Here is a 13,264-nt window from a genome sequence, read left to right as displayed (position 1 = left end):
GTTCTTAACTATTTTTCTTTATGGTAACTAAGTCCACGCCCACTCTTATTGTAATGTCGTAGCATTCATTATATTTATCTTCAACAGTTATACACAATCCATTCTTTATGTGTCCATTTGAACCTATATTTAAGCTTTCATTTTTCATAACCAATCTTATATCTTTAGGTAGAGTAACCTTTTTAATTTTGTTATCACTCTTTTGGTAAAATGCAATTTCATTAAGCTTATTGTCTATCTGTATTTCCCCTGGGGTATTATTTTTTTTACAGTATAGCTTAGAATAAGATATAATATTTTCTATTTCATAAAGTACACTTTCATATTTTATATCATTAGAGATTCTAGAATTCATCTTACTTAAAGATATAGACACAGTAAAAATAATACTAATAATTGCTATACTTATAACCACCTCTATTAAAGTAAAACCTTTCTTCTTCATTTATCTTATTCCACTTTTTAGTGCATCAAATAATGGTAATATAAACACTATAAAAAATATTGTAATTAAGATAGACATAAAAATTATTAATAATGGTTGTAAAAAGCTAAGATATTTGTTTATTCTTTTACTTAAATTTTCCTGAAGTGACATACTTAATTCATCAAGTCCCTCTCCAATAGATCCACTCTCTTCTCGTATTTTCACTACAGCAATTGTATATTTAGAAAACCCTTCAGCATCAATCAATGATTCTGTTAATGATTCTCCTGTTAAAATGTTTTTATTAATATGATTTAACTTATTACTTAAATAATTTAAATTCATACCCTCAGAACAATACTTTAGTCCATATGATATATTAATACCACTGTTGACTATAATAGAAAGTATTAAAACAATAATATATTCAAAAAAATCGTTAATAATCTTTATATTTTTAAATACATATACATTTTTTGTACTACTTAATCCCTTAATAGCTATAATTGGTACAAATATAAACCAACATATTATAGAAATTGTACTAAGTATAATATTTTTCTTAAAATAAATACTAGCATTATACAATATTGAACAACTTGAAGGAGGAGAAGTTCCGATAGATAAATAAATTTCATAAAAATTAGGGATTACTATTAACATCATAAATATGATAAGAAATATGATAGATATTAGAATAATTAATGGATATGTTATTGAATTTATAATTTCTTTTTTTATCGAAACTCTTTTACTATAATAATTTTTTAACGCACATAAAACCTCATATAGCTTCCCACTATTTTCTCCTATTGAAATTATTCCTATAAAAAACTTTGGATACAGTTCTGGCATACATCCAAAAGCTTCAGATAAACTTTTTCCTTCCTGTATTAAATCTACTACTTTTTCCAAACTTTCTTTATAACCTTTATTCAAAGTTACTTCTTTAATTAAATCTATTGCATCATTTATTGGAATTCCATCTTTATAAAGATGAGCTAAATTTCCTGATATTAAACTCAATTCCCTATGATTAACCTTACTAAATTTATCTTTAATAAAATTCTCTCTAAGTTTAAATACACTCACCTAATCCCTCGCCTTCTATAAATTTCAAGTAATCATCATAAGGTATTTCTCCCTTTTCTATTAGACTTTCTAAATCATTTTTCATGCTAATGTTAGATAAGCATTTTCTATCATTATAAATTTTTTCTGTTTCATATCCTCTTCCTAAAAAATATACAGAACTTACAAGCTTTCTTCCACTATATCCTGAATAATTACATGATTTACATCCAGTTCTTTTATAAACCTTATTTCCTTTATAAAAAGTTTCTTTATCTTCTCTTTTACATTCTTTACATAGTGTCTTTACTAACCTTTGAGATATAATTCCTATAAGAGAATCTCTAATTAAGTAAGGTTTAACCCCCATGTCCTCTAATCTAAAAAACACCTCTCTAGGAGTAGCAGTATGAATTGTAGTATACACTTTATGACCAGTTATAGCAGCTCTAACCACCATATGAGCAGTCTCTTCATCTCTAACTTCTCCTATCATAATTACATCAGGATCCTGCCTTAAAATGTTTTTTAGACCTGTGGAAAAATTAATACCTAGCTTTTTATTTAAACTCATCTGATTTATATTAGCAATTACTGCTTCTACAGGATCTTCTAATGTTATAATGTTTACATCTTCTTTGTTTATTTCCTTTAAAATTGTATATAATGTAGTGGATTTTCCGCTTCCAGTTGGTCCTGTAACTATTAATAATCCTGTATTCAATGCCATCATTTTTCTAATAACTTCTACTTTATCTTTAGAAAATCCCAAGCTCTCTAATTTATAATTAAAAGTTTCACAATATAATATTCTTATAACTAACTTTTCTCCATAGACTAATGGTATCGATGAAAGTCTTAAATCATACTTAACACCTTTATGACTTATCACAATCTTCCCATCTTGAGGTTTTCTTTTTTCAGAGATGTCCATATTAGCTCTAAGTTTTATTTTAGATGACAAAGCTAGGTATTCTGAAAGAAATATTTTATGAACCAAAACTAAGCTTCCATTAATTCTATATCTTATATCAACCTCATTTTGCCTTGGTTCAAAGTGTATATCACTAGCACCTCTATCAATTGCGTTATATATAAGATATTGATCTAAATCTTTACTATCTACTTTAAAGATTACATCTTTTAAATATTCATAATTTTCCTTTGTTACTTCTTTTAAGATAATATCTGTATTATAAATAAATCTTAAATAATGTTTAGATTCTTCCAATGCATTATAACTTAAAACTAAAATCTTTTCTCCTTGTTTCTTTAAAGGAATTATCCTGTATTTTTCACATATATCACTATCTATTTTTCTAGCAATACTTATATCTACATCCCTTATTTCATACCCTCTAATCTTTCTCTCCTCCTTTACATTATTTTCCAATTATACCTTTTACTCTGACCTATTGGATATAAATTTATTCACTTTTCTTAAAAAATTATAAAAATAAAAGGCTATATTTTAAAATAGTGCTTATATTATAGTATAAGGGTGAACTGCCATTGAAATTAGCTTTATACTATCAACGTTCATTTAAAACATAACCAAAAATAAAAAGATGCTAAAACATTACTTTCTGTTTTAACATCTTTTTATTTATAATTATTTCAACTTATATAATCTAAAAAAATATATTCTTTTGCTGGCTTAGACAGCAGTTCTATAGTTCCATCTTCTGAGAAACTATATATGCTCTCGTTATTTAAAGATGCATTAGAGCCAATAAATAATATATTATTATTTTCATCAATACATAACCCTTTATCAATTTTTACTACATTAGGAAAATCAAAAACCACCCTTTTTACTTTATCTCCATTTATTTTATAAAGAGACTCCTTATCACTACTAATTTTCCCCGTAAAATACAGCTCATCATTTTGAATAACTACATCTGATACTATTTCTATATTATCATTTAATAAAGTTACTTCTTTACTTCCTTTATTAATCATCATTAAGCTTTTTTTATTTTCCAAGTCTATTTGTAAAAAAACAACATTATCTTTCGATGCCTTTATAAAAGATAAAAAACCTTCTTGTATTTTATATAATAAATCTTCTTTGTTTGTTTCTAAATTATAAGTAAATATACCATTTACGCCATCATTACTTATACCATAATAAACAAGAGTATTTTTATCATACCAATCATATAAAGTTCCTGATATAGAAACATTAGATTTAAGTTGTATTTCTTTATCCTTTGTATTAGTAACAACTTTTAATTTTAATCCATCATTCTCTATAAAATATGATACATACTCTCCATTAGGTGACATTTTTATGTTACTATAGTTTTTATCCTTAATTTCCATTTTATATCCGTTATGTACAATATAATGTTTTTCATCCTGCATGTATATATAACTTGAACTTGATTTATCGTAAGTAACTACCATACCATTTATTTGTTCCTTTTCATATTTCCCATCTTTATAATTGTATAAACCATATGATGAATCTTCACTCTTTAATACTGCCCCTGAATTTAACTTTATTTCCTCTGCTGCATTAGAAACTTTAGCCTTATTGCCTGAGCATCCTAATACAAACAGAGGAAAAACAATGAAAGCTAAAAACTTTAAACTCTTATTTTTAAATATGCTCATTTTTATTCCCTCATATTATTTAAGTAATTATTTTAAATAACAGTCCCTTTACATATAAATTCTGCCGGCCCACTCATGTATACACCATTTTCTAAGACGTCAATAATTAATTCTCCACCTGGTGCCTTAACAAAAATCTTCCCATCTTCTACATATCCTAAATGTTTAGCAACAACTACTGATGCACAACATCCAGTACCACAAGCAAGAGTTGCTCCTGCCCCTCTTTCCCATGTATTTACCCTTATGTGATTCTTATCTTTAATCTTAACAAAATTAACATTAGTTCCTTCTTTAAATAAATTAAATTTCTCTATTTTGCTTCCTTCTTTAACATCATATTCTTTATCAGTTTCAAAAATAACAGTATGAGGAACTCCCATTAATATTGTAGTCATTTTGTAACTTTCTCCACTAATATTAACCTCAGTATCTATTAGCTCTTTTTTATCATTTAAAGGTATATCTATTCCATTATAAGATGGAACTCCCATATATACTTTTACATATTCTACATTGTTGTTATTTAATATTATTTCAATTTCTTTAACGCCATCTCCTGTTTCTACTAAAAACTTAGTTTTATTTATAATTTTATTTTCATAAACATATTTTCCAAAACATCTAATAGCATTTCCACACATATTTGCTCTCGAGCCATCAGAATTTATTATAATCATTTTAGCATCAGCTTTATCTGAATCTCTAACAATAATTAATCCATCTGCACCAATTCCAAAATGCCTATCACAAAGTTTTTTAGCTAACTCACATTCTTCTTTTATTTCACAATTAAAATCTTCAATAAAAATAAAATCATTTCCTGCCCCATGCATTTTATAAAATTCCATTTTAATATCCCTCCTATTTTATAAGTTTTGCATATTTTATATGAACAATACCAAAAATCTTTATAAATATTTCTTCTCTTAAATAAATTATTCTAATACTAAATAAAGATTAATTCATATCCTATTTTACTATAACTACTATATAATATGTATATTTGATAATATTGCATTTATAATGTTATACTATTTGCAAGACATTATTTTTTAATGTCTTAGTCGCACTAAGAAAGGACGAATTACAATGGCACTTGATGGTATCTACTTATATAGTTTAGTTGATGATTTAAAAAAATCAATATTAGATTCAAAAATAGATAAAATAAATCAACCTGAAAAAGATGAAATTATTTTAACCTTAAGAAAAAATCGTAAAAATATAAAACTTTTAATATCTGCTTCTCCAAGGTTTGCTAGAATTCATTTAACAAATTCCACTAAAAATAATCCTATTAAAGCCCCTATGTATTTAATGGTATTAAGAAAATATATACTAGGTGGTCGTATTACTAAATTAACTCAAAAAAATAATGATAGAATTTTAATAATAGATATAGAAAATCGAGATGAATTAGGATTTGATAGTGTATATTCTTTAATAATAGAACTTATGGGTAGACACTCTAATATAACATTAGTTAGAAACCGTGACAATAAGGTTATGGAATCTATTAAACATATCACTCCAGATATAAATACTTTTAGAGTTCTATATCCAGGAGTTAATTATGTTTATCCACCCGCTTCTAACAAATTAAATCCTTTTTCATTTACTTATGAAGATTTTAATAATTTTATTAGTATTAATTCAATCATTTTTGATGAAACCTTTTTTTCCAAATGTTTTACAGGTATTAGTAAATTATTGTCTTTAGATTTATATTATAACATTATTAAATCTAATTCATCACCTACTAGAGAAGAAATTTTTAATTTTTTTAATAATTTTATTATTAATTTAGATAAAAATATTTCTTATAATATTTATGCAAATGAATTAGGAATTTTTAAAGACTTCTATTTTTTAAAACTTTCCTCTTTAGAAAATAAGTATTCATCTATATACTATAATGATCCTAATATTCTTATGGATAATTTTTTCTTTAAAAAAGATATGCAAGATAGACTACATAGTAGAGCTAGCAATCTAGAAAGACTCGTTGCTACAAATATAGATAGATGTAAAAAGAAATCAAAAATTCTTATTCAAACATTAAATGAATGTTCTGAAAAAGAAATATTAAGAATTAAAGGTGATCTTTTAACTTCTTATATATACACAATTAAAAAAGGTGATGATAAAGTTTCATTATTAAATTACTATAGTGAAAATGAAGAATATATGGAAATAAAGTTAGACCCTTTTAAAACTCCATCTGAGAATGTGCAAGCTTATTATAAAAAGTATAATAAACTAAAGGTATCAGAAGAGTATGCTAAAAAACAGCTTGATAAAAATTCTAAAGAAGAAGAATATTTAAATTCAGTTCTTACAAATATCCAAAATGTTGAAAGTTATGAGGAAATTTCAGATATAAAAAATGAGCTTATTGAAACAGCATATATAAAATTCAGAAAATCTGATAAGAATAGCAAAAAGAATAAAACTTCGAAACCTCATCATTTTAAATCTAGTGAAGGAATTGATATCTATGTAGGTAAAAATAATCTACAAAATGATTACTTAAGTTTAAAATTTGCAAATAAAAATTATCTTTGGTTACATACAAAAGATATTCCAGGTTCCCATGTTATTATTGCTTCATTTGATGTACCAGATAAAACATTAGAAGAAGCAGCAATAATTGCAGCTTATTATAGTAAGGGAAAAAATTCTTCTAAAGTACCTGTAGACTATACAAAAGTAAAAGAACTTAAAAAACCAAATGGTTCAAAACCTGGTATGGTGATTTATCATACTAATAAAACTGTGATAGTTGATCCTAAAGAATTTGCTAAACTAGAACTTAATAAATAAAATATGTGTTAAAATATCAAGATTTCAAAATAAAAAAAGTATAAAAAAGAACTGTCTTATAAGACAGTTCTTTTTTGCTTTAAAATATTAACTTAATTAATCCATTAATTCATTTATTAATGTATCTCCAGGATTTTTAATTTTATCATTATTAAAATATTGATAATAGTAGCATTTAATTTTACCATTATATAATTTTCTATTTTTAGTAGATTTCACATTAAGTAATTTTTCAAAACCTTCAATAGAAGTTAATATATTAAAATCCCAACCTTCTAGCTTTCTTTTAATATCTCCCATGTGTTTATAAAGAATTCCTAAAGACTCTCTTTCACCTAATCTTTCACCATAAGGAGGATTAGATACTATAAAACCATGTTTTTTAGAGCTTGAAAAGTTCATAAAATCTCTTTTTTGGAATTTTATATACTTATCTACACCTGCTTTTTTAGCATTCTCCATAGCTACTTTAAGTACTCTATAATCTATATCATATCCTATTAGATTAATATCTTTATCTTTTTCTGCTTTTTTAGCTCCATCACGTACCATATCGAATGTTTTTTTCATTTGATCAGACCAAGTTTCACAAACAAAATCTCTATTTGAACCTGGTGCAATATTTTGGGCTATCATAGCTCCTTCAATTAATATAGTACCTGAACCACAAAATGGATCTATTAATTCAAAATCATCTCTCCATCTTGAAAGTAATAACATTGATGCTGCTAAAGTTTCTTTTAAAGGTGCAGCTCCTGCTAATTCTCTATATCCCCTTTTATGTAATCCAGGACCTGTTGTATCTATAGTTAAAGTAACAACATCCTTTAATATAGCTACTTCTATTTTATATACTGGTCCACTTTCACTAAATTCGCTAATTCCATAGTGTTCACCCATACTACTTACAACAGCTTTTTTTACTATAGATTGACAATCTGGTACACTATGTAAAGTTGATTTTACAGATTTACCAACAACATGCATTACTCCATCTTTAGGTATTATTTCATGCCATTTTACACCTTTTGTTCCTTGGAAAAGTTCTTCAAAAGATCTTGCTTCAAATTCAGCCATTTTTATTAGCACTCTATCTGCAGTTCTTAAATGAACATTTGCAATTGCTATGTCCATCTCATCTCCTTCAAATGTTACTTTACCATTTTCAATCTTTAAATCTTCATATCCAAGTGCCTTTAATTCTTTAGCTGTTATGCTTTCAATACCAAAAGTACTTGTTGCAATTAAATTGTACATATTCTACTCCTTCTATAAAACGGTTAAAAAAATCTTATTTTTCTTTATCTTCTGGATCATATATTTTCACTGAATCTTCTTGATCAATTTCTTCTACCATTACCTTTATAACTTCATTTTTAGATGTTGGAATATTCTTTCCTACATAGTCTGCCCTTATAGGAAGTTCCTTATGCCCTCTATCAATTAATACTGCTAATTGTATACACTTTGGTCTGTCCACATCCATAATGGCATCAATAGCAGCTCTAGCAGTTCTACATGTATATAATACATCATCTACTAAAATCACCTTTTTATTTTTTATACTAACTCCTAAATCTAAATTCTTAACTTTAGGTTCTTTATCTACTATTGTAAGATCATCTCTATATAAAGTTATATCTACAGATCCAACATCTACTTTTATCCCTTCAATTCCCTCTATATATGCGGCAATTCTTTGAGCAATAGGATACCCCCTTCTTTTTATACCGACTAATACTATATCCTCTATGCCCTTATTTCTCTCTATTATTTCATGTGAAATTCTAATTAATGTCCTTTTTATAGCTTTATCATCTAATAAAACAGCTTTTAAACTCATAAAAATACCTCCTAAATCTTTATTCAATATTTAATATATCTGTTCTAATTAAGTTACTACATATGTTGCAATAAGAGTTGTTCAATAAATCTAAAATCTATGTATTATTTTATTGTATATTTAAATTTGCAACATATATGCATTTATAATTTTTTTATTTGATTTTTATAAAAAATAAATTTCTTTATCAATACTATCTAATTAAAATCATATATATAATAAATTCTCTACATAAATTCCTCATTATATTATTTAATTAATCAATAGATTTTATTGGAACTTATATATAACTCTTTTATTTTAACTTTTGTAATACTTCTTCAAAATAGTCTGGTAAATCAGTTATAAATTCTACATACTCATTTGTATTTGGATGTATAAAACCTAATTTTTTTGCATGTAACATTTGTCCTTCAAGTTTAAATTTTTGCTTTTTAAAACCATAAAGTGGATCACCAACTAAAGGGTGTCCTAAAGATGCCATATGTACTCTTATTTGATGTGTTCTTCCGGTTTCTAAAATACATTTAATTAATGTATAACCCGCATCATATCGTTCTAAAACTTCATAGTGTGTTATCGCTTTTCTTCCATCTTCAGTTATAGCAATTTTTAATCTATTTTTTTTATCTCTTCCGAGTGGTCTATTAATAGTTCCCAAATCGTTTTTTAATCTACCTTCAACTAAAGCATAGTATTCCCTTTTCATAGAATGATCCTTTAATTGAGCTGCAAGTTTATTATGGGCATCATCATTTTTTGCCACTACTAATACCCCTGATGTATCTTTATCAATTCTATGCACTATTCCTGGTCTTATAATACCATTTATACTTGATAAATCATCGCAATGGAAAAGTAATGCATTTACTAATGTTCCATTATAATTCCCTGGTGCTGGATGTACAACCATGCCTTGTTCTTTATTTACAACTACTATATCTTTATCTTCATATAAAATATCAAGTTCTATTTTTTCCGGAGTAACTTTTAAAATTTCTGGTTCCGGTATAATTACTTCTATCTCATCAAGTGGTTTTAATTTATAGTTACTTTTAACTAACTTACCATTTACACTGATACTTTCCTTTTCAATAAGTCCTTGAATAAAAGAACGAGATTTGCCTTCTAAGATATCACTTAAATATTTATCAATTCTAGTTCCTTCTTCTTTATCTACTATAAAAACTTTTTTTTCCATAGATTAGTACCCTTTCTATGCGTATTCTCTCAACATTATAATATAATAACTAACTTATCTCAATACATTGTTTTAATTGACAGGTAACAATGAAGAATTATAGTTGAAAGACTCAGACTTTCTTAAAAATATATATATTTAGAAATCACGTTGTGATTTCATCCTAAATTGTCAATTATCCATCGTTTATTATCAATTCAAATTTGTCTCCATAATCTTAGATTTTATCAGCATTTCAATCTTTAAAAACTCTATAATTTCATCATATTTAAAAATGGATAAGATGACTATAACGTCAAGAATAAAAATACCTTTAAACAGTAATTATAATTACAATTTAAAGGTATTTATATTGCTATAACTATAGTGACTAATCTTGGGCAAAAAAGCTCTTTATTTCATTTAAATCTTCAGCAATTGACTTTTGATCATAATCACCTATACTTTTATCAGATATTTTCACTTCTTTTTCTTCTAAGTCAATATCCTTTTCTTGTATTTCAGATTCTTCAACTGGATCTGAAACATTATAATTCTTAATAAAATCTTTTTCTAAATCATCAAATGTTTCTAATTGAGTATTCATGAAATTTCTATATTTAGCTCTAAATTTAATAAATTCTTGCTTTACTCTTTCATACTCATCATTTATTGCAATCACATCATTATGAGATTTATCAAGTACCTTTTGTGCAGTTTCATTTGCATTTTTAAGAATTAATTCTGCTTCTTTTTGTGCTGAGCTCTTAGCTTGTTCTGCTGCATTTTGTGCAAGTACTAATGTGTTTTGTATAGTACTTTCAATTTTAGAATAATGATCTACTTTTTCATTTATATTAGTTAATTTTTCTTTTAAATTAGAATTTTCCTTATATAGTTCTTCATAATTATTAACTATTTCTTCTAAAAATTCATCAACTTCTTCTATATTGTAACCTCTTATTCCCTTTTTAAACTCCTTATTTGTTATGTCCATTGGTGTTATTTTCATACCCTCACCTCAATTATGTATATTTTTTTATAATCATTTTGTATTTTCCACTTTTACTATTACCAATAACATTTCCTACTATAAATTTACCAGTTCCTTTTATAGTAATTCTTTCATCTTGTTTAACTTCATAACTTTTATTTTTAATTTTTGAATAATCTAATAATACTTGACCTTGATCAATTAACATCTGTGCTTTTGATCTAGGTAATTTAGTTAGCTTAGACACTATTCCATCAATTCTTAATGAAGAAACTAAAATAATACTTTCTTCCAATTTAATTTCTGGGAATTCTCCCGGTTCATTAACTTCTTTAATAGAACAAGGTGTTTTCCCAATTTTATCTAAATTATATAATAAAAAACTTATTATATCTTCATGTGCTGGAAAATAACACATATTATTTTCCACCAATAAATCACCTATTTTATTTCTTTCTATTCCAAGTGATAAAATACCACCTAAGAAATCTTTGTGTTTTAAATCTGAAAATTTAGATTTACTTTCTATCTTAAACAATTTCATGGGAAAAGAAGATTGATACATATTATTAAATACTATCATTCTTCTTTCAGAGTTTTTAAAAATCCCATTACTTTCAACTCTAACATTACTATTTTTACAATTTTTCTCAAACCATCTCCATATATTTGGTGGATAAAAGCAATTTCCAAAAACTGTAATATCTTTATTTAACGATAACATATATTTATCATATAAATTCAGTACATCTATCCTGTCTTCTTCTACAAATGCTTTAATTATTTGTTCTTTCATAATAAACTAATATAAAAAACTCAAAATTATAGATTTAATTATATCCATAGCAAATATCGCAAAGATAGGAGAAAAATCTATTTGCATATTTGGCATAAACTTATATTGTAATTTTCTAAATGGTTCTAATACAGGATAAGTAAAACTGCTTATTAAATTCATAAACTGATTTTGTTTGCCAGGAGATACCCATGAAAATATACATTCTATTAGTATAGCAAATTCTAATATTCTAAAAAGTATACTAATAAAATTAGCAATAATAAATGACATATTTGCCTCCTATTTTGACCAATTAAATAAAGCTTTTGAACTTAATTCATTTTTTAATTCATTAGTTACTTCTACATTTGAAGGTGAAAGTATATATACACCTTTTTCTATTTGTTGTAACTCTCCTCCTAAGGCATAGCAAGAACCACTTATGAAATCTAATAATCTTTGAGCAATTTTTAATTCTAATAATGTGGTATTTACTAGAACTATTCTTCTATTTTTTAATGCATCACAAATTTCAGTTGCTTCTTCATAATCAACAGGTTTAGTAATTGTTACTTTTATAGATGAAGAGGTATGGATATTTACAACCTTACTATTTTTTTTATTGGTAATTACCGGTTCTATTTCTTCTGATTCATCTTCGTCTAATTCTTCATCATAATCGTCGTAATCGTCGTAATCTTCATCTCCTAATCCTAAAAATGATTTCATTTTAGTTAACATATCACTCATGACTTTTTCCTCCTAATTTATCATATATTATAGTCTCTTTTACCAAATACTCCCTGTCCAACTCTCACTAATGTAGAACCTTCTTCTATTGCTACTTTAAAATCATGTGTCATTCCCATTGAAAGTATTTCCATTTTAATATTCTTATAATCTTTTTGTTTAAGATCATTAAATATTTGTTTTGTTCTTCTAAAGTATTTTCGGTTATCTTCATCATTTCCTTTAGGAATAATAATCATAATTCCTTTTACAAAAACATGATTACACTTTTCAACCTCATTAATTAAATCAAATAACTCTTCTTCTAATATTCCACTTTTACTTTCTTCTCTTCCGATGTTGATTTGTATTAATGTATTTACTGTTTTATCAGCATTTCCAAATACTCTCTCAATCTCTTTTAAAAGTTTAATACTAGATAAAGAATGTATTAAATATACTTTATCTACTAAATATTTGACTTTGTTAGTTTGAAGTTTTCCTATAAGATGCCATCTTACATCCTTATGAAAATTTTCTTCTTTACTAAGAAGTTCTTGAACTTTGTTTTCACCAAAATCTCTAATTCCTGCTTGGTACGCTTCTTCTAAATCTTCTATGGGTTTTGTCTTAGAAACAGCTAAGAGATCCACGCCTTCAGGAATTTCCAATCTGAGTTTATTTATATTTTCTTTAATACTCATAGCCTACTCCTTCTCTAATTAATGCTTACTTCCCATCTATAATACTATTCTCTAAAAAAATCAAATTTCCTTCAAAAAAATATTAGGAAA

At 25.8% G+C, this 13,264-nt stretch carries 14 protein-coding genes; 1 reads left to right on the top strand and 13 read right to left on the bottom strand.

The features are described from left to right. Window positions 1–4: 4 nt before the first annotated feature. The 5 genes from ACYUET_RS01575 to dapF form a co-directional block, all read right to left on the bottom strand. Entirely contained in the window at window positions 5–445 is a 441-nt protein-coding gene (locus ACYUET_RS01575) for a prepilin-type N-terminal cleavage/methylation domain-containing protein (protein WP_460277390.1), read from the bottom strand. Next, entirely contained in the window at window positions 446–1,519 is a 1,074-nt protein-coding gene (locus ACYUET_RS01570) for a type II secretion system F family protein (RefSeq protein ID WP_460277388.1), read from the bottom strand. Then, on the bottom strand, window positions 1,506–2,891 hold the full coding sequence (locus tag ACYUET_RS01565; RefSeq protein ID WP_460277387.1) for a GspE/PulE family protein: 1,386 nt from the start codon (window positions 2,889–2,891) through the stop codon (window positions 1,506–1,508). The genes ACYUET_RS01570 and ACYUET_RS01565 overlap by 14 nt, the downstream gene beginning before the upstream one ends. Window positions 2,892–3,115: 224 nt before the next feature. Further along, window positions 3,116–4,120 carry a hypothetical protein gene (locus tag ACYUET_RS01560; RefSeq protein ID WP_460277386.1) on the bottom strand — a complete coding sequence of 335 codons (1,005 nt, stop codon included), beginning with the start codon at window positions 4,118–4,120 and terminating at the stop codon, window positions 3,116–3,118. Between the two features lie 32 nt (window positions 4,121–4,152). Beyond that, window positions 4,153–4,971, bottom strand: coding sequence for a diaminopimelate epimerase (dapF, locus tag ACYUET_RS01555; RefSeq protein ID WP_460277384.1), 819 nt, complete (start codon window positions 4,969–4,971; stop codon window positions 4,153–4,155). 241 nt (window positions 4,972–5,212) lie between these two features. On the opposite strand from dapF, the gene ACYUET_RS01550 reads away from it, so the two are divergent. Then, a complete protein-coding gene (locus ACYUET_RS01550) occupies window positions 5,213–6,946 on the top strand; it encodes an Rqc2 family fibronectin-binding protein (RefSeq protein WP_460277383.1) in 1,734 nt (577 codons plus the stop codon). 96 nt (window positions 6,947–7,042) lie between these two features. Here ACYUET_RS01550 and ACYUET_RS01545 read toward each other — a convergent pair whose 3' ends face one another. The 8 genes from ACYUET_RS01545 to ACYUET_RS01510 form a co-directional block, all read right to left on the bottom strand. Next, window positions 7,043–8,203, bottom strand: a complete 1,161-nt coding sequence (locus tag ACYUET_RS01545; RefSeq protein WP_460277382.1) for a THUMP domain-containing class I SAM-dependent RNA methyltransferase — start codon at window positions 8,201–8,203, stop codon at window positions 7,043–7,045. Between the two features lie 34 nt (window positions 8,204–8,237). Beyond that, window positions 8,238–8,789 (bottom strand): bifunctional pyr operon transcriptional regulator/uracil phosphoribosyltransferase PyrR, encoded by a 552-nt coding sequence (gene pyrR / locus ACYUET_RS01540; RefSeq protein ID WP_460277381.1) that lies wholly within the window; start codon window positions 8,787–8,789, stop codon window positions 8,238–8,240. A 295-nt stretch (window positions 8,790–9,084) separates the two neighbouring features. Further along, the gene (locus ACYUET_RS01535) at window positions 9,085–9,990 is read right to left on the bottom strand and encodes an RluA family pseudouridine synthase (RefSeq protein ID WP_460277379.1); all 906 of its coding nucleotides are present in this window, start codon (window positions 9,988–9,990) and stop codon (window positions 9,085–9,087) included. 370 nt (window positions 9,991–10,360) lie between these two features. Next, a complete protein-coding gene (locus ACYUET_RS01530; protein ID WP_460277377.1) occupies window positions 10,361–10,981 on the bottom strand; it encodes a DivIVA domain-containing protein in 621 nt (206 codons plus the stop codon). A 13-nt stretch (window positions 10,982–10,994) separates the two neighbouring features. Continuing rightward, on the bottom strand, window positions 10,995–11,759 hold the full coding sequence (locus ACYUET_RS01525) for a YlmH/Sll1252 family protein (protein ID WP_460277375.1): 765 nt from the start codon (window positions 11,757–11,759) through the stop codon (window positions 10,995–10,997). Window positions 11,760–11,765: 6 nt separating this feature from the next. Further along, window positions 11,766–12,032, bottom strand: a complete 267-nt coding sequence (locus ACYUET_RS01520) for a YggT family protein (RefSeq protein ID WP_460277373.1) — start codon at window positions 12,030–12,032, stop codon at window positions 11,766–11,768. 9 nt (window positions 12,033–12,041) lie between these two features. Then, window positions 12,042–12,491 carry a cell division protein SepF gene (locus ACYUET_RS01515; RefSeq protein ID WP_460277372.1) on the bottom strand — a complete coding sequence of 150 codons (450 nt, stop codon included), beginning with the start codon at window positions 12,489–12,491 and terminating at the stop codon, window positions 12,042–12,044. A gap of 20 nt (window positions 12,492–12,511) precedes the next feature. Next, window positions 12,512–13,174 carry a YggS family pyridoxal phosphate-dependent enzyme gene (locus ACYUET_RS01510; RefSeq protein ID WP_460277371.1) on the bottom strand — a complete coding sequence of 221 codons (663 nt, stop codon included), beginning with the start codon at window positions 13,172–13,174 and terminating at the stop codon, window positions 12,512–12,514. Window positions 13,175–13,264 lie beyond the last annotated feature (90 nt).

The sequence above is a fragment of the Clostridium sp. CTA-5 genome (assembly GCF_054768135.1).
The sequence above is the reverse complement of the archived record's forward strand: the minus strand, read 5'-3'. Positions and strand labels throughout refer to the sequence as shown.

Excerpts from the sequence above, each read along its gene's own strand:
- ACYUET_RS01575 (WP_460277390.1), bottom strand. The coding sequence starts at position 445 with ATGAAGAAGAAAGGTTTTACTTTAATAGAGGTGGTTATAAGTATAGCA.
- ACYUET_RS01560 (WP_460277386.1), bottom strand. The coding sequence starts at position 4,120 with ATGAGCATATTTAAAAATAAGAGTTTAAAGTTTTTAGCTTTCATTGTT.
- dapF (WP_460277384.1), bottom strand. The coding sequence starts at position 4,971 with ATGGAATTTTATAAAATGCATGGGGCAGGAAATGATTTTATTTTTATT.
- ACYUET_RS01550 (WP_460277383.1), top strand. The coding sequence starts at position 5,213 with ATGGCACTTGATGGTATCTACTTATATAGTTTAGTTGATGATTTAAAA.
- ACYUET_RS01545 (WP_460277382.1), bottom strand. The coding sequence starts at position 8,203 with ATGTACAATTTAATTGCAACAAGTACTTTTGGTATTGAAAGCATAACA.
- pyrR (WP_460277381.1), bottom strand. The coding sequence starts at position 8,789 with ATGAGTTTAAAAGCTGTTTTATTAGATGATAAAGCTATAAAAAGGACA.
- ACYUET_RS01535 (WP_460277379.1), bottom strand. The coding sequence starts at position 9,990 with ATGGAAAAAAAAGTTTTTATAGTAGATAAAGAAGAAGGAACTAGAATT.
- ACYUET_RS01530 (WP_460277377.1), bottom strand. The coding sequence starts at position 10,981 with ATGAAAATAACACCAATGGACATAACAAATAAGGAGTTTAAAAAGGGA.
- ACYUET_RS01525 (WP_460277375.1), bottom strand. The coding sequence starts at position 11,759 with ATGAAAGAACAAATAATTAAAGCATTTGTAGAAGAAGACAGGATAGAT.
- ACYUET_RS01520 (WP_460277373.1), bottom strand. The coding sequence starts at position 12,032 with ATGTCATTTATTATTGCTAATTTTATTAGTATACTTTTTAGAATATTA.
- ACYUET_RS01515 (WP_460277372.1), bottom strand. The coding sequence starts at position 12,491 with ATGAGTGATATGTTAACTAAAATGAAATCATTTTTAGGATTAGGAGAT.
- ACYUET_RS01510 (WP_460277371.1), bottom strand. The coding sequence starts at position 13,174 with ATGAGTATTAAAGAAAATATAAATAAACTCAGATTGGAAATTCCTGAA.